At 47.8% G+C, this 15,936-nt stretch carries 19 protein-coding genes and 1 pseudogene; 14 read left to right on the top strand and 6 right to left on the bottom strand.

The window, feature by feature from the left end:
- Positions 1-44 precede the first annotated feature (44 nt).
- From MKX63_RS04930 to MKX63_RS04945, 4 genes are all read left to right on the top strand, one after another.
- Positions 45-485, top strand: coding sequence for a hypothetical protein (locus MKX63_RS04930; protein ID WP_341015643.1), 441 nt, complete (start codon positions 45-47; stop codon positions 483-485).
- Between the two features lie 114 nt (positions 486-599).
- Positions 600-1,097, top strand: coding sequence for a DinB family protein (locus MKX63_RS04935; protein ID WP_341015645.1), 498 nt, complete (start codon positions 600-602; stop codon positions 1,095-1,097).
- A gap of 44 nt (positions 1,098-1,141) precedes the next feature.
- On the top strand, positions 1,142-2,137 hold the full coding sequence (locus MKX63_RS04940; protein ID WP_341015648.1) for a helix-turn-helix transcriptional regulator: 996 nt from the start codon (positions 1,142-1,144) through the stop codon (positions 2,135-2,137).
- A 9-nt stretch (positions 2,138-2,146) separates the two neighbouring features.
- Entirely contained in the window at positions 2,147-2,455 is a 309-nt protein-coding gene (locus tag MKX63_RS04945; RefSeq protein ID WP_341018519.1) for a putative quinol monooxygenase, read from the top strand.
- 17 nt (positions 2,456-2,472) lie between these two features.
- Here the strand turns inward: MKX63_RS04945 and MKX63_RS04950 are convergent, their stop codons facing one another.
- On the bottom strand, positions 2,473-3,405 hold the full coding sequence (locus MKX63_RS04950; protein ID WP_341015649.1) for a hypothetical protein: 933 nt from the start codon (positions 3,403-3,405) through the stop codon (positions 2,473-2,475).
- A 288-nt stretch (positions 3,406-3,693) separates the two neighbouring features.
- Here MKX63_RS04950 and MKX63_RS04955 point away from each other — a divergent pair, with 288 nt between their 5' ends.
- The 6 genes from MKX63_RS04955 to MKX63_RS04980 all read left to right on the top strand — a co-directional run bounded on the left by MKX63_RS04955 (position 3,694) and on the right by MKX63_RS04980 (position 8,286).
- The gene (locus MKX63_RS04955) at positions 3,694-4,281 is read left to right on the top strand and encodes a hypothetical protein (RefSeq protein WP_341015651.1); all 588 of its coding nucleotides are present in this window, start codon (positions 3,694-3,696) and stop codon (positions 4,279-4,281) included.
- 46 nt (positions 4,282-4,327) lie between these two features.
- Positions 4,328-5,092, top strand: a complete 765-nt coding sequence (locus tag MKX63_RS04960) for an AraC family transcriptional regulator (protein ID WP_341015653.1) — start codon at positions 4,328-4,330, stop codon at positions 5,090-5,092.
- A gap of 41 nt (positions 5,093-5,133) precedes the next feature.
- Complete coding sequence (locus MKX63_RS04965) at positions 5,134-5,844, top strand: transglutaminase-like domain-containing protein (RefSeq protein ID WP_341015654.1); 711 nt, start codon at positions 5,134-5,136, stop codon at positions 5,842-5,844.
- 32 nt (positions 5,845-5,876) lie between these two features.
- On the top strand, positions 5,877-7,178 hold the full coding sequence (locus tag MKX63_RS04970; protein WP_341015657.1) for a helix-turn-helix domain-containing protein: 1,302 nt from the start codon (positions 5,877-5,879) through the stop codon (positions 7,176-7,178).
- Between the two features lie 216 nt (positions 7,179-7,394).
- Positions 7,395-7,811, top strand: a complete 417-nt coding sequence (locus tag MKX63_RS04975) for a hypothetical protein (RefSeq protein ID WP_341018520.1) — start codon at positions 7,395-7,397, stop codon at positions 7,809-7,811.
- A gap of 139 nt (positions 7,812-7,950) precedes the next feature.
- A complete protein-coding gene (locus MKX63_RS04980) occupies positions 7,951-8,286 on the top strand; it encodes a winged helix-turn-helix transcriptional regulator (protein WP_341015660.1) in 336 nt (111 codons plus the stop codon).
- Between the two features lie 19 nt (positions 8,287-8,305).
- Here MKX63_RS04980 and MKX63_RS04985 read toward each other — a convergent pair whose 3' ends face one another.
- The 3 genes from MKX63_RS04985 to MKX63_RS04995 form a co-directional block, all read right to left on the bottom strand.
- Positions 8,306-8,632 carry a hypothetical protein gene (locus MKX63_RS04985; protein ID WP_341015661.1) on the bottom strand — a complete coding sequence of 109 codons (327 nt, stop codon included), beginning with the start codon at positions 8,630-8,632 and terminating at the stop codon, positions 8,306-8,308.
- Positions 8,633-8,710: 78 nt separating this feature from the next.
- The gene (locus tag MKX63_RS04990; RefSeq protein ID WP_341015663.1) at positions 8,711-8,929 is read right to left on the bottom strand and encodes a hypothetical protein; all 219 of its coding nucleotides are present in this window, start codon (positions 8,927-8,929) and stop codon (positions 8,711-8,713) included.
- A gap of 105 nt (positions 8,930-9,034) precedes the next feature.
- Positions 9,035-9,193, bottom strand: a complete 159-nt coding sequence (locus MKX63_RS04995) for a hypothetical protein (RefSeq protein WP_341015665.1) — start codon at positions 9,191-9,193, stop codon at positions 9,035-9,037.
- Between the two features lie 201 nt (positions 9,194-9,394).
- Between MKX63_RS04995 and MKX63_RS05000 the strand changes: the two genes are divergently transcribed.
- Positions 9,395-9,718, top strand: coding sequence for a DUF2834 domain-containing protein (locus MKX63_RS05000; RefSeq protein WP_341015666.1), 324 nt, complete (start codon positions 9,395-9,397; stop codon positions 9,716-9,718).
- A 289-nt stretch (positions 9,719-10,007) separates the two neighbouring features.
- Here the strand turns inward: MKX63_RS05000 and MKX63_RS05005 are convergent, their stop codons facing one another.
- Positions 10,008-10,247, bottom strand: a complete 240-nt coding sequence (locus tag MKX63_RS05005; protein ID WP_341015668.1) for a hypothetical protein — start codon at positions 10,245-10,247, stop codon at positions 10,008-10,010.
- A 324-nt stretch (positions 10,248-10,571) separates the two neighbouring features.
- Here MKX63_RS05005 and MKX63_RS05010 point away from each other — a divergent pair.
- The 3 genes and pseudogenes from MKX63_RS05010 to MKX63_RS05020 all read left to right on the top strand — a co-directional run.
- Positions 10,572-11,651: pseudogene (locus tag MKX63_RS05010) on the top strand (5-methyltetrahydropteroyltriglutamate--homocysteine S-methyltransferase); the annotation flags it as partial.
- Positions 11,625-13,133, top strand: coding sequence for an aldehyde dehydrogenase family protein (locus tag MKX63_RS05015; protein WP_341018521.1), 1,509 nt, complete (start codon positions 11,625-11,627; stop codon positions 13,131-13,133). The pseudogene MKX63_RS05010 and the gene MKX63_RS05015, both read left to right, overlap by 27 nt.
- A 223-nt stretch (positions 13,134-13,356) precedes the next feature.
- The gene (locus tag MKX63_RS05020; RefSeq protein WP_341015669.1) at positions 13,357-14,019 is read left to right on the top strand and encodes a hypothetical protein; all 663 of its coding nucleotides are present in this window, start codon (positions 13,357-13,359) and stop codon (positions 14,017-14,019) included.
- Positions 14,020-14,198: 179 nt separating this feature from the next.
- On the opposite strand, the gene MKX63_RS05025 is transcribed toward MKX63_RS05020, so the two are convergent.
- The gene (locus MKX63_RS05025) at positions 14,199-15,914 is read right to left on the bottom strand and encodes an ABC1 kinase family protein (RefSeq protein WP_341015671.1); all 1,716 of its coding nucleotides are present in this window, start codon (positions 15,912-15,914) and stop codon (positions 14,199-14,201) included.
- Positions 15,915-15,936 lie beyond the last annotated feature (22 nt).

Consider the following 15,936-nt stretch of genomic DNA (forward strand, 5'->3'; position numbering starts at 1 on the left):
TTTATATAGTATATTATTTGAGTCAACACAAGGAGGATACCGGGATGAGCATGCCAAGCGACAGTGAGCTGACATTGTTATTTGAAGGAGATGAGCAACAGCTTGAGCAATTTTCTATTGCGTACAGCGTCATTGTAGATTGGAGGGAGGAGGATGAGGAGATCATCCGGTTGTTCGGTAAACGGCTTCCAGATGAAACGGTTGAGGTTACGTCTACGGACAAAGGACTGGATATTACCTACAATGGACAAGTGCATTCGATTGCGCTTACCTTTACCGGGCAAGACCGCTACATCACGATTCGCGGCTTTCAGGAGCTGATTCGGGACAAATATGAAATCCGGCTGTTTGAGGCCTCATATTTTTCGGATACACACGAATTTTTGATTTTACCGAAACGGCAGTGGGAAGAGCTGGATGCCCGGTATCCGGTGCGGAGTGGGGAGATATTCCGTGTCATCGATGAGGAGCTGGATTTTCCGTAACTTTAGCAAACAAATAAATTTTTTAGGTTGAGTCCAAAACACTGACCGTAACTGTCAGTGTTTTTTTTGTATGCTTGTTGTGTGTTAGCCAATAATGAATTGGAGGAACAAAAGATGTTTACAAAGATTGAAGACTTTGCTGCGGAATGGACTAACGAGGCGGAATTAACTGCTGCCGTAATGGATGCACTTACGGATGATTCTCTTGGACAGGAGGTTATCGAAGGCCGGCGGATGCTTGGACAAATCGCCTGGCATCTGGTTCGGTCGCTGCACTTCATGACAGCTTTGGGGCTCGCGTTCGAAGCTCCCTCTGGCGGCGAAGAAGCTCCGAATTCTGCTGCATTTATAGCTTCGGAGTATCGGCGGATCAGCAAGAATCTGCTGAATGCGGTTCAAACGCAGTGGAATGACGAATCCTTGCGCGAGTCGGTCATGATTCAAGAGGAAGCTTGGCTGAATGGAGGTTCCCTTCGTTATACGATCATGCACCAAGCGCATCATCGCGGACAGATGACCGTGCTCATGCGTCAAGCCGGACTTCGAGTGCCTGATGTTTACGGTCCGACTTACGATACTTGGGTCGAGAAAGGGATAACACCTTTAATCTAAGTTCCATTACAATGAAATAAATGGTCTAGGGAGTGAAGAACGGTTTGTCAAAAGCGGATAATATGCTGTCCATACTATGGTTGCTTCGTTCGGGGAAGCGGGTGACGGCGCAGCAGCTTGCGGACGATTTGGAGATTCATGTCCGCACCGTATACCGGTGCATTGATTCACTGTGCGCGAGCGGCGCCCCGATTATTGCCGATGCCGGTCCGAATTGCGGTTACCGGCTTCTCGGTGAATTCGTCGATTCTCCGCTGCTCTTCGATGCCGAAGAGCAGAAGGCGCTCGTACATGGATCCGTCTTCGCACGGGAAGCGGGCTATCCGTTCACGGATGCGCTCTCCTGGGCGGTCGATAAGCTGAAGCGATACACGAATGAAGAGCAGCTTGAGCGGATTAACAGACATAGCAGCGGGCTTGCCGTTATCCAGACACCAACGGACGCGAGAGAGCTTGAATTGCTGAAACGGTTAGAGGAGGCCGCAGCCCGAGGGGAGTCGCTGAACATAGACTATGCCAAAGGACCGGAGCTTACGCCAAGCCAGCGGGTCCTCGACCCCTACGGCATCGTGCATTGGAAAGGGATATGGTACGTTGCAGGGTTTTGCCGGTTGCGGCAAGAGATCCGAAGCTTCCGGGTGGATCGCATCGTCCGTTTGGCGGCGGCGGATACCCGCTTCGAACGTCCGGCTGCCTTTTCGGCGAGGGATTTCCTCTTGCATTCTTTACTTCCGGATTCGCTCGAAGCCGAGACGCTGGTCATCGTAAGGCTTCAGGGACACGAACACGCGCTTAACGAACTGTGCAAGCATTGGCTGTTTGGTCATGCGCTGATCGAACGCAGGCAGCCCGGCGAAGCTCTTTTTAAGCTGGGAGAACTGTCGCTGCAAACCTATGTACCATACTTTCTTCTTCCGTATGGGAAGTCTCTCAAGATACTTGAGCCGCAAATGCTAATCGATCGAATGGCTGAGGTCAGCCTGGAAATGTTTAAACACTACGAAGCGATGCAAATAAAATCAGAGGATCAGAAGGGATGAAGAGTGGATATGAACAAATTTGCGATGTACGGAAAATTGACGGCCAGCCCCGGGAAACGGGAAGAACTCGTATCATTGTTGCTGGAAGCTTCGCGTAGCTTGAAGGATATGGCGGGCTGTGAGCTCTATATTATCAATGAATCCGCAGATGATCCCGATACGATCTGGGTCACGGAGCTGTGGAGCGATGCAGAGGCCCATGCCGGCTCTCTCAAGAACGAAGAAGTGCTGGCCGTCATTCAGCGCGCACGTCCTTTAATCGCAGGCACAGAATCGGTTCGGCTCCGTCCCGTTGGCGGCAAGGGGTTAGACGTATAAAAAGTTGGGCCGTAAAATCAACCATCCGACGGGGCATACTTACTCGCGTCCGGCTCGAACACTGCTCCACTCTCGTCCAGCTCCACGTGGGTGGTTCCGCGTTCATCGGTCAGCACGTTCATTCGCGACCCGACGACAGGAACGCGGTCGGCGCTGGTGCGCATGTGTGCTGAGACAACACGTGGAGCACCGTCAACGATATAATTTACCTCAACCGTGAATATTGGGAAATGAAAGAGCCAACTGTTAGTAAAATTCACGGCGGTCAGCGTTCCGGTGTACGACGAACCCTCCGTGCGGAGTCGCTCGATGTCCGCCTGACGCCGCCGGGCGTGGGAGATAGAGCCGGGCAACCGCAGGAGTGTGATGGCGGTCCAGAGGGCGAAGGCAGCTCCGACGACGGCGCCGAGCTCTTTGGGGATCGTCGGCGACGTTGCTATTGCCTCGAGATTGAAGGGGCTCGACGGATTGCTGGCTAGCGTCCAGAGCAGGAGGGCTCCCGCGATTACGGTGAGTCCTCCTGTGACCCCTAGCGTCCCGAACAGACCAGCTATCCTGGTCTGTCCAAACTGCTGAATCGCACTTGAATACAAACTGCTGGTCGCATTGATCGAGATGAAGAGCAGCACCACGGCGACGATCACAGTGACCGGATGACCGAGGAAAATGCTGATCGCCGGTGTCGGTGCCAGGCCGAGCAGAGCGCCGAACGGCACGGAGCCTGTTAGTGCCCATAGTACAGCGGATGCGAGCAACCACGGCAGCAATGGAGCCCCCCGTCCTATACGATGTCCAGGCTGAAGCGTAGTCATCCGTCCGTTCTTGTCCGTGGTGGAGAACAATGGCAGCATCACACTGTGCTCTTGCTGCCCGTGTTTTTGCTGACCCTCCGAAGCATCCCTCATCGACATCGCCCTCCCGAAGAAGATGTTATTTTTGTACTCAGTCATGCCTAACTTCACCCTCAATACTTCATACCGATATTTTAACACTATAAGGTTATCCGCTGTAAATACCTTCAAATTGACAGCGATTATATTTAGTGAACTTGGTCTACCGGTTCAGATTGATCAGGTAGGAGAATTTTTACCTGATTCTTGCTATGATTGTGGGAAGAGAAAAGCTTTGCATACAGCGTCATTGTAGATTGGAGCTGGATTTTCCTTAACTTTTAATACCCAAACGGCAAGAAAAACTCGAATAACTGAAATCTAAATATAGAAGGTGGATAAATCAAAATGAGAGATTTTATATTTATCATAGGTCCAAGTGGTGTAGGGAAAACAACATTAGCAAAACAGCTTTTTCAACATTACAGGAGTGTGTATATAGAACAAAATATGATTCCTGAATTTCTTACTCTTGATGGGAATTATGAGATTACTGGAGAATTGGAAGAAGAGACTCTATGGTCAAATACAGTCGTTCTTCTGAAGAATTTCAATAAGCTGGGGTATGGGAATATTATCGGATTAGATTTTGATGACCTCAGGACAAGAGATATTCCAGAAGTATTTAAAGGATTCAACTACATAACTTTAAAGCTTATTTGTAGTGATTACCAGCAGAACCTAAAGCAAATGATTAATCGTGAGAGTGGAGGTTTAGTAGATACTGAATTACTTGAAAAAATGTATTTAACGATTCCGTCAAGACGGTTACTGATTAATGAATATGAGATTGATGTTAAAGAAAAAACACCAAAACAAGTCATGCAAGAGGCGATTGAACTTATAGATAGTGCTACGATTTCACTAGAGTATGAATATATTAAGCCTGAAAAGGAAGAATTTTATTCATGGGTATTCAGTAATGGGTTAAGGTAGCTTTAAAAGGGTTATGGCCCTGGTTCACGAATGGAGTGATTCAAACATGATGAATTTATATGGAGCGGAGCATCATTTGATGGTGGTGTCCGATTCAATTGATGCGGAAGAGCACCGGCATTCTTTTTTACAGGTGACGATCTCATTAACGGGCGAATTTGACATTGAGGTGGCGGGGCAAGGCTTGCGTTGTCCAGGTATCATTATGAATTCAAACGTTGTTCATCGCTTAAAAGAGGCAGGACACCCGCTGATGCTCCTTCTGATCGACAGCACCTCTGAGCTGGCGGCAAGCTTCAAGCGGATTCTGGAGGGGCAGCAATTTTATGTATTTCCGCAAGGAATGATGAACAGCATTCGCGAATTTGTGCAAGAGAAATATGCTGGCGTTAAGGACCCGGACAGCTATCGTTCTTTTCTGGGGCAACTCCTGATGCTAATGGGCGTAGAGCAGGTGAACACCGCTATTGCTGATCCGAGAATCAGAGAGTTTATTCAGCTCATCAAAGATTGCACCGACTCCGAACACTCTGTCAGCCAATACGCCCGGCAGTTAGGCTTGTCCAACAGCAGATTGTCGCATCTCTTCAAAGAGAATACAGGTATGTCGCTTAGTGGGTACATGGTGCTGCACAAGCTGCAGAAGGCCGTCTATTTGATTTTTGCGGGGCTCAGCATTACGGATGCGGCGATGGCTGCAGGCTTTGACAGTCCGTCCCACTTAGCTGCTACCAGCAGGCAGTTGCTGGGCATGACGGCGAAGGATATCCGTAAAGATAGCGTCTTTTTAAAAGTTTCCAGCCTGCATTAACCTTACAATGGGTGCAGGAGGTGTGTTCCATGAGTGCATACTTGAAGGAAACGGAATTGCTGAACTATTCTCACCTGTTGATCCAGCAAATTGTTCACAGCCGCCGGTGGGATTCGATGTCCAGGAAGGAACAGATTCTCGGCATATATAATTACGTTCGTGACGAAATCCGATTTGGCTACAACCGGGCGGACGATATTCCGGCCTCGGACGTATTGCAGGATGGCTACGGCCAGTGTAATACAAAGGGTGTGCTGTTTATGGCGTTGCTAAGGGCAGTGGGCGTACCATGCCGTATGCATGGATTTGCTATTGATAAGAGGCTGCAAAAGGGGGCCATGAAAGGGTGGTATTACCAGCTGTCCCCCAAGGAGATCATTCATAGCTGGGTTGAAGTGCTATATGAAGATAGGTGGTTGAATATTGAGGGATTTATACTGGATGTCCCCTATCTGACCAAGCTTCAGCAGAAATTTGAACAGTGTACGGGTTCCTTCTGCGGATATGGCGCTGCAACAGATAATTTTCAAAATCCGGATATCTATTGGAACGAGAATGACACCTACGTGCAAAAAGAAGGCATCGTTCAGGATTTCGGCATTTACGACAGCCCCGATGCCTTCTTCAAGGCTCATCCGCAAGGGCTCAGCCCGATCAAGAAAATCGTCTACACCAGGGTGGTCCGGCATCTGATGAACCGGAACGTTGGCCGCATCAGGCAGGGGGAAGGATCATTTGATAGAATGGAGTGATATATAGGTTCAAGAAGGCAGAGGGGTGTCTTATGCTCAAGGAACGTATCGAGCTTCTGTGCAAGAAGAAGCAAATATCGAGGAAAGACCTCGTGGAGGGACTTGTTACACAGGCTCATTTTGCCAATATATTGGCAGGCAGGTATCCGTTGGCTGACGATTTGGCGGAGCATATTGCGGGCCGTCTAGGCGTCCCCGTCAGTTATTTAACCGCCGCAGCTACTTCGGATGAGCAGACGCTGAAGCGGGCGGAGCACATTTTCCAGACGATGTCCGAGGGGGCGTTGTCCGAAAGCTACGTGGATGCTCTGGACGACCGGGATGATGCACTCGTCGTAGAGTTAACGACTGCCCTTATGAAAGCTGTTTACTATCAGCAGATCAACGATCAGACCGCTTACGACTACTTGCATCAATCCTATCTGAATCATTATTTGGAGAAGTACGGAAAGCCTGACGAAGTCGAGCTGCCATTACCCTTAAAAAAAGCGCTCCTGTTATACAAAATCCAGTATTTCCGTTCCAAAAACCTGTTTTACAACGTGCTGGATGATGTGAACCGCTTAATCGGGCTGGTAGAACCGGGGACGGAAGTATGGCTCATGGCGCAGAACATCAGGATGGAATCATGCATTCTGCTGAAGCAGTTCGAGCAGGCAAAACAGGTATTCGAGCAAACCATGCAGCAAATCGTGGATGATCGGCTGTTTCACCGTTTATCCGGCCTGTATGTGGCATACAGCGGCTATTGTTTTGCAATGGGCCTTGTGCAGGAAGCATTGCGTTCTCTGTCAATGGCCGAAGCCAACCTCGTCTATTTGCAGCAGCCAGGCGATGTAATCACGACCATTATGAACAACCGGATTGTTATGCTCACGATGACTGGAGAGCTGGATAGAGCGCTGGATGAAATCGCCCGTTTTGAGGCAATAATCGCCAATGAGCCGGAGGAGACCCGGAAGAAGCTTGAGCCAGTTACGATCATTTACCGGTGTGAAGCCGCTTTTGCCCAGAAAAATTGGGGATTGCTTAGTCACGGAATCGAGCGGCTGCGAATTTCCCAAACCAATACGGATCAGGAGATGGCGCTAACCTTCTATGAGAGCCAGTTGGCGTTGTCCCAAGGAGACATGGAGAGATTTCAAAGCCTTGCGCTGGAATGCTTGCCTTATTTCGAATCCAATCATCACGAGCTGCGTCTTGAGCAGCTGTACGAAGCATTGGCGGTCGTGTGTGAGGAGGGCCGCCGCTATAAGGAATCGTCCATGTACTACCGGAAGCTGGTTTATCTATTAAGAAATAATGGCGGGGGAGGGCCTTCCCGTCAGGTTTAAATACAAAATTTTAGAACGGGTGGAGTATTGAATAACGTCTAAGGCCCTTAGTTTTGCAAGAAAGCCCCATTTGGGAAAAAAAGAAGCGTGAATCGGAAGGAAAACCCGCGTTACCGCTCACTTGTTTGTAAGTCGCCGATACTATTGTCCGGGTTAATGGCAATCGTATACAGTTAAGATACAACGACAAATCAAACGAAGAGAGGCGTGAAGCGTATGTGGGGATTGTTCGGGAAGAAGAAGGAACCGCAGGATCGTCTGGAGCAGGCAACACAGGCCATGAACAAAGGGATGTCGGGGCTGGTTATGAAAACTATGGTCTCCAAAGAACACAGGAATCTCATCAACCAAAGTCTGGATACTGCGAAGCAGGCGCAATTGGCAGCAAGCGGCACCGTGCCGCTTAACGCAACCGCAGTTGTCGTATCCGTGAAGGATACGGGAAAGCTCATCAATTTCGATCCGATCCTCGTCCTCGTGTTGAACGTGACAGAGAACGATGGGAGCACGTATCAGAAGACACTAGAAACGCTCGTATCGAAAATCCAAATTCCGCGCGCGGGAGACCGGGTCGGCTTGGGCCACAACCCTGCGAATCCGTCCGAGCTTATGTATATGGGGCTGCTGCCATAAAGCTTTGAGGATAGAGCGAAGAATTTAGAGTCAGACCCGGAACAGGTCTGACTCTCCTATTTGCTATTATAGACTGAGCAGAAATAAAGGGATAGTACGCACAAACAAGTGGGCTACTATCCGAAAGGATAGCGTGAACATGGGCATTTCTGATTTGAAGGGCAAGGAAACGGTGATCCAAGACACGCCGTTCGGTTATACGATGTCGGTGATCGGCGGGAAGTGGAAGATGGCGATTCTATATTTGCTGTCCGCCAAGCCTTCGATTCGATTCAACGAAATGCAGAGACAGCTCGGAACGGTGACGTACAAGGTTCTCAGCGCGCAGCTTAAGGAATTGGAGGCTGACGGGCTGGTGAAGCGCGTGGAGTATCCGCAGATTCCGCCCAAAGTGGAGTATTCGCTGACATCGAAAGGGCAGACTCTGCTGCCTGTATTGGAGCAGCTATGTGAGTGGGGAGCACAGAACCGGTGAGGTCCACGGTGGTTTGTACTCAGACGTTCTTCAAGAAAAGGCCAACCCCGCCATTTGAGTAGTAACGAATTGCTTTCCCTTTTTCTTTGGCATATTCAATCTCTCTTTTCGTGCTACTTCCAATGTAACCATTCACATCTATCACGAATATTTCATCGGAAAGATCGATTTTTCTAAAATGTAGATTTCCAAGCAGTTCAGCTTGTTTCTCAGTGATTTCAAACCCTTCACTTTGCTCAAAAAAGGCGAGGCTAATTACAATATTTCCTTGAAGTGTTAGGAATGCATTGGCCTGTTCGAATGCCTCTTTAAACTTTGTAGAGCCACATAAAGTTATTATTTTCATGATTATTCCCTTTCATAATTTAATGGTTAGTGTATTCGTCCATACATTAACTGATCCGAAGGGAATATGCTGATGCTTTTACCTCAGATCCTCCACAAAATAACAAATGTTCTTATTGGGATAATACAGAACAACTAATCGGTCAGATTCATAATTGAAATCTTGCCACAAGTAGACTCCATTAAAATCAGGTGTTTTATCTTCAGGAACATCTAAATACTGTAATGTGTTCTCCACATATTTTTGAATATCTCTTTCATTATCCTGAAGAGTATCCCCGGAATAGTCTTCAATCATCTTTCGTCCGCCGGTTGACTTTAATATTGAAGACAATTGTTTTTCGTTCGTTCTAAAAATAGTATAACGCAATCCCTCCCCGCGAAATCCCCCTTGATTTGTATATTAATCAAGTTCCTTGAATTTGGAAGGCAATTGCAGCTGCCAATTTCGCTCATATTGTCTTTTGTGTGAGAAATCGGTTTTGGCTTCGTTCCATAGATACGCCGGAATCGCAACAGCAATGATAACAACAATAACCACGAATGTATTGATTACTTTCATTTCCATCCTCCAGAGGCCTTTTTTAAAATTCGCCCATCTTGCACTGTTTTCAATTATTTTCTATTATTTATAATATATTAACACGTGCAGAATAATAAAACACTTTGCTAAGGAGGTGGCAGGGTCGCAGCAGAGCGTGAAGTTCAGGAAATCGTCGGTATGCTACGTGTAGCTAAAAATGTGCTGAAGGAGTTAGTATAAGTGAAGTACTTTTACGGAGTATTATCTATTTTGGGACTTGTCTTGCCCTATTCGCAATTCATCCCTTGGATCACGCACAATGGTCTTGATGTGCCTCTCCTATGGGAAGCCATAACCAGTACGCGTATCGGAGCTTTTGCATGGATGGATGTTTTGGTTACCGCGATTGTGCTTATGGGATTCATTTGGTTAGAAGGCAACAGAAAGAGAATGAAGTATTTATGGCTGCCGATTGCAGGTACGCTACTGGTAGGTCCTTCAATGGGTCTTCCCTTATTTCTGTTGCTTAGACAAATACATATGGAGAGTGGAGATAAAAAATGAGTTTTAATGAGTCCTTTCAAGAATTTCCTCTTATCGAAACAGAACGTTTATTATTGCGCCAACTTCAATCCGAGGATGCAGAAGCTTACTTTAACCCTCAGTTGACAGAATTCTCCCATCACTCCTGTCTGAGGAGCTCAATTAATTCGTAGTTCTCGGAGTTTTAGTATTATATGACTCTGATTGCACTACGATTAATACGGCCACCAAAGAAAAGGCGGGATACCGGAATACGGTTCCACCTCCAGAGAATATTCATTACCAAATCTTCATCTGTCTGATGCGCGGGTTATCCTACACCATCGCCTTCTAGTAGGGAGTAGAAATTATCGCGGTCTTCATCATCAAATTTGCCAAGCGATTGTACCCTGGTGAATTTATGTCCGCCATCCATGTCGATCTCCTCACCATAACTGTTATAGAGCGCAATCATATGGCCGTCCCGATTCCGCTCTATATACCCGTAACAAGCTGCCTCGGGCTCTTCCCCGAAAAAGAGTGAAAAACTGATTTTGTCCACGCTATTCATACAGATCTCCCTTTCTTATTCCTAATGAATCTGAAGACTATTTTACGTGACACTGGCCCCATTGGAAAAAGCGATATCACGCTGCATCCCCGGATTTTCATTCCTGTTCAGAAATCATGAGGGGGTCCCCTCGCTATATCGCTCATCCGCGCATTTTTTCTTGACGGGACGCGATTAGGGGAGTATTATACTGTGCCGGTTCATCAATCGAAATAAATCCGCTATCGCGAAAAGCTATGACCAATCATGCTTTTTTCATATAACCTGGATTTCTTGCCCTCATGCTATACTCAGTACACTAAAAAGTTGTAAGGAGATGTAGCGATGATACCCTTCCGTAATGATCATGTAGGCAGCTTCCTGCGTCCTGCGAACTTAAGCCAGGCGCGTGAACAATATAAAGCAGGCGACATCACATATGAAGCTTTAAGAGCGGTGGAAGATCAAGAGATTATCCGGATTATTGAACAGCAGAAGGAGAATGGTGTGTTCGCCGTGACGGATGGGGAATTCCGCAGAAGCTGGTGGCATTTTGATTTCCTGGGCGGTCTGGACGGCGTTGAACTGTATGAGGAAATCGACGGACCTAAGTTCCATAATATGCAGACCCGCAAGGGTGGCATCCGTGTGGTGGGTAGGGTTGATTTCTCGAATCATCCCTTTGTGGAGCATTTTGAATTCGTCAAGAAGCATGCAGGTGACGCCGTAGCGAAACAAACCATTCCAAGTCCCAACATGCTGATCTACCGGCTGGAGCCGGGGGCCAATAGTTATAGCGACCGGGAGCAATTCCTTCAGGATACGATTGCAGCGTATCAAAAAGCCATTCAAGCCTTCTATGATGCCGGATGCCGGTACCTGCAACTGGATGATACAGCATGGGCAGACCTTTTCTCAGAAGCGGGTCACAATAAGCTACGGGCAAAGGGTCTGGAGCCAGCGGAAGAGCTGTTAACGATGCAGCGCATGATTAACGAAACCTTGGCCCATAAACCGGCAGACCTAGTGGTAACGATGCACATTTGCCGGGGGAACTATAAATCCAACTACTTCTCAACCGGCGGTTATGATTACGCTTCTGAGGTCATTTTTGGCGGCTTGGACGTAGATGGCTTATTCCTGGAATTTGACGATGAGCGTTCAGGCAGCTTCGAGCCCTTGAAATATGTGAACCGGCCGGATTTGAAAATCGTACTGGGTCTGCTCACCTCCAAAACTGGCGAACTGGAAGATAAAGAGCACATTAAAGCCCGGATTGCCGAAGCAGCAACCTATGTGCCCCTTGACCAGCTGTGCTTGAGCCCGCAATGCGGATTCTCCTCTACAGAAGAAGGCAATATCCTAACGGAAGAACAGCAATGGCGTAAGCTTCGTTATGTGAAGGAGATTGCAGACGAAGTCTGGAAGTTTGAACAAGATGCCGTTATCGTGGAAGCCTTCATTAACGGTCACCATGTGCCGTCCCTTTCGCAGTCAGCCAAAGAGAATCCGGCGAGCCCGGCTGAAATCGTAGGCTATTTCCCGGTCACTACGAAGGAGCAAGCGGTGGAGGCGATTGAAGCGGCGGCGGCGGCTTTTAAAATATGGAAGAAGACCTCTATTGAGGATCGTATTACCCGGATGCGTAAGGCAATAGAGAAGATTAGAGCCGCTGAGAACGAAATTGTCCACCTGCTGTCCAGAGAGCATGGCAAGCCCCTGTATGATGCCCATGGTGAGATTTATGTCTCGTTAATGTGGATGGAGTTCGCTTGTAATGAGGCTGCATCCGTTCTACAGGAAGAGGTCCAGGAGCATGACCATGGTACAACCATCCTGTCCTATGATCCAATGGGTGTGGTGGCAGCGATCAGTCCATGGAACTATCCGATTGCGTTATCTACGATAAAAATCGCCCCTGCCTTACTTGCAGGTAATACGATTGTGCTGAAACCGAGTCCATTTGCACCGCTGGCGGCCGCGAAGGTGGCAGAGCTGATCGCGGGTGAGTTCCCGGCAGGTGTCATCAATGTCGTTCATGGGGCTGCCGATGTGGGCGTTGAGCTGACTAGTAATCCTCTTGTCGCCAAAATCGCCTTCACAGGCGGAACCGCAACCGCCAAGCACATCATCAAAGCGGCGGCGGATACGATTAAGGATATGACGCTGGAGCTTGGCGGCAATGATGCGGCGATTTTCCTGGATAGCTTCGATGTTCAGGATGAGCGGGCGATGCGCCGGATTGTCATCTCCAACTTCCTGACTACAGGCCAGATCTGTATGATCGCCAAGCGCGTATATGTCCACCGCTCTATCTATGATGCTTTTGTTGACAAATATATCGAGGCGGCCAACCGCTGGATTCGCATTGGTGATCCCTTCGATGCCCATACGACAGTAGGTCCGGTGAATAACCTGAAGCAGAAGAATTACGTGCAGGGTCTGATTGAGGATGCGCAGAAGCGCGGGGCTAAGGTCATTCCGCTTGGCCAAATTCTCGACCAGCGGCGGTTTGAACAAGGTTATTACCTGCAGCCCACGCTTGTTCTGGACTGCGATTACCATGATCCGATTGTGGTGGAGGAGCAGTTCGGTCCTACCGTTCCGATTCTGCCCTTTGACGATGTGGAGCAGGTCATTCATCTGCATAATGAGAGCATCTATGGATTGACGAGCTCGGTGTGGGGGCGGGAAGCGGACGCCATCTCCGTTGCACGTCAGCTCGAAGCGGGAACAACCATGATCAATACTGCTGCGGTGCAGGGGCTCGATGTCCGGTTCCCGTTCGGCGGCTTCAAGCAGTCCGGCATCGGCCGTGAATATGGCGCTGAAGGCATACGCACATATACAGAGCAGCATGTAATCAATGTTCCGAAGGTGCTGGATCTTCCTTATATTCCAGAGTGAAAAAGAAAAGAATGTCAACACCTTCAAGAGAATGAACTCTGTCGTAAGATAGAGAGATCCTTGGAGGTGTTTTTTGCGTTGGCAACTAGAGTGAGTTACCCGGTAGAAATAAAGATGGAAGGCATTGAAATGAGAGGGTATCGAAAACGGGCAGTTTTGTGGGGAAACATGATATCATTAAGGATCGGGACTGCTCAAAATACGGGTTTAAGGAGATAAAATCATGAAGAAAAAGATTGCTTGTTTACACGCCCACCATTCAAATATCCAGTATATTCAAAACACTCTTACCTCTGATGAGTTGGAATTGGTTCATTTTGTGGATCCTGGTTTGATGAGTAGAATTACATCAGATAATAATTTCGATGAAGGACAAGCCAAAAATAAAGTCATCGAACAAATAGAATGGATATCACAAGCAAATGTTGAGGTTATTCTTATCACATGTACTAATTACATAGCTCTTCTTGAAGAAAACCGGCTTAATACATCTATTCCTATAATAAAAATTGATGAGCCCTTCTTTAGTTCTGTCTGCAATATTACAGAACCACAAGTTCTATTATTCACTAATCCAGCAACTGTCGAAGGGACAATGAGAAGGCTTAATGAATTTGCTTCTATACAGGATAAGCCAATTCATATTGAGGCACGTGTCATAGAGAATACATTTGAGCTAATCATGCAAGGTAAAAATGAGCAATACGTTGAAGAATTATCAAAGTACCTAAAGGGGATACTTGCCTCAGAAAAAAACAAGAAAATTTCTGTTGCTCAATTATCTATGGTGGAATCAGCCGTTAAAGTTGAGCAAGAGTTAAATGTGAAAATCGGGAATCCGTTGGATTCATTGATAATACATTTCGAGAGTTTGTTGCTCAACTAACGGGGGCATTATGATCCAAAACTTGCAGGAGCATTATTTAAAATATAGAATTTATATGTTTCACATGATGAATTTTCCTTCTATTTCTCGCTGAAACGGTACCGTCCCTTAAAAGGACGGTATCGTTTCCACTTGTACAGTTTAGTTTCGTACGCAGCCTTAATGTTATCCACATTTCGTTATCCACGCGATTTTGATTTCGGCTTCTCCAATCGGCTACGTTCACGCATTGCGTTGATTTGCCTTGCATGTCTTTCATCCCGGCGGCCTTGTCTCGTCCGGAGCTGGCTGAGCATAACGAGCAGGCCCAGGGTGCCGAATACATAAGAGACGATGGGCTTCACTTCATTCCACAGGTTGACCCCGGCCAGAAGTAATACCGCGCCAATGATGGTGGCGATTAACCGCTGTGTATTTTTGTTTTGCGTCTCAATTAATTTTTGCTCGAGGGAGCTCGCCAGCTTGACCCTTAAGCCTCCGCTATCCATTTTATCGATGGCCGACATGAACTTCTTGGTCGTTGGAAGGATGTCTTTGAGCATATTCTTGCCATCCTCTACAACCTTGGAGATAACACTTCCCCGCAGATCCCTCCGCACCACCTGCTCCACATAAGGCTTAACGGTCCCGACCAGATCAAGCTCAGGGTCCAGTCCGGTACAGAGGCCGTACACGGTGCCTATGGCTTTGCCCAGGAAGGTGGTATTGGCAGGTAATTGAAAAGGCTGGGAGTAGAGGAAATTGCGCAATTCCTCCACATTGTCGCCTGAGGTCACAAAACTCAGATCGAACGTATCCCCGTTGATTTGTTCGAATAATAAGGTAAGATTCCTGGAGAAGACCTCCAGATCTACATTCCGTCTTAAAAATCTCAACTTGTTCAGGGCATCGATGGCGCCGTGGGCGTCTTTCAGATATACGGCCAGCAGAAGGGCAACCATCTGGGTCTTCATATCCTTCGGAATCCGCCCGACCATTCCAAAATCGATCAAGGCGATGGTGCCGTCAGGCTGCACGAGCACATTGCCCGGGTGGGGGTCAGCGTGAAACAAGCCATTCAATAAAATCTGTTCCACGAACATTTCAATCAGCGACGTCGCAAGTCTTGTCCGGTCTACCCCCCAAGCCTCCAGCTTGGCGAAATCATTGATTTTGACACCTTCCATAAACTCCATGGTCAGCACCTGCGGGGTAGTACAGGACCAATGAATGTGCGGAATCACGACATCCTTCCGGTGGGCTAGCTGCTGCTTGAACTCTTCGGCATTGCGCCCTTCTTGCTGATAGTCGAGTTCTTCCATAATCGTGTCATGAAACTCATCATATACGGCATCAAGATCCATGAAGTCTGTAATCATCTTCTGGCGCTTCAATAACGAAATTGCGACCTGAATGGATTTCCAATCAATCGCGATAATGTCTTCAACCCCGGGACGCATCACCTTCACGGCGACTTGCTCACCTGTCCGTAAGGTTGCCCGGTGGACCTGTCCGAAGGAAGCCGCTGCAATAGGAGTCGCACTGAACTCAGCATACATCTTGCTGATGGATACCCCGAGTTCACGCTCTACCTTCTGCCGGATCTCGGAGAAATCTACGAATTCTACAGAATCCTGCAGCTTGGACAATTCTTCAATAACTTCCTTCGGCAGCATATCCACCTGCGCACTAACATGCTGCCCAAGCTTGATAATTAGCCCGCCCATGTCCATAGCGGTTGTCGTGAAGTATGCTGCCTGCTTGCGGTATAAGGCCTGTTGCTTGGCTGCAAAGCGCCGCCGTGACATCAAGTACTTCAGCTTGCCCAGCCACCAGAAATCCCAGGCGAACTTGAAAATCATCCGCATGGTTCTTCTGAACCTTGCATCCTTCATTAATTTCAGGAATTCGCTCATTCTTGCTCATCTGCCCTTCTAA

It is taken from the genome of Paenibacillus sp. FSL R7-0179 (assembly GCF_038002265.1).
Lineage (GTDB): Bacteria > Bacillota > Bacilli > Paenibacillales > Paenibacillaceae > Paenibacillus_AQ.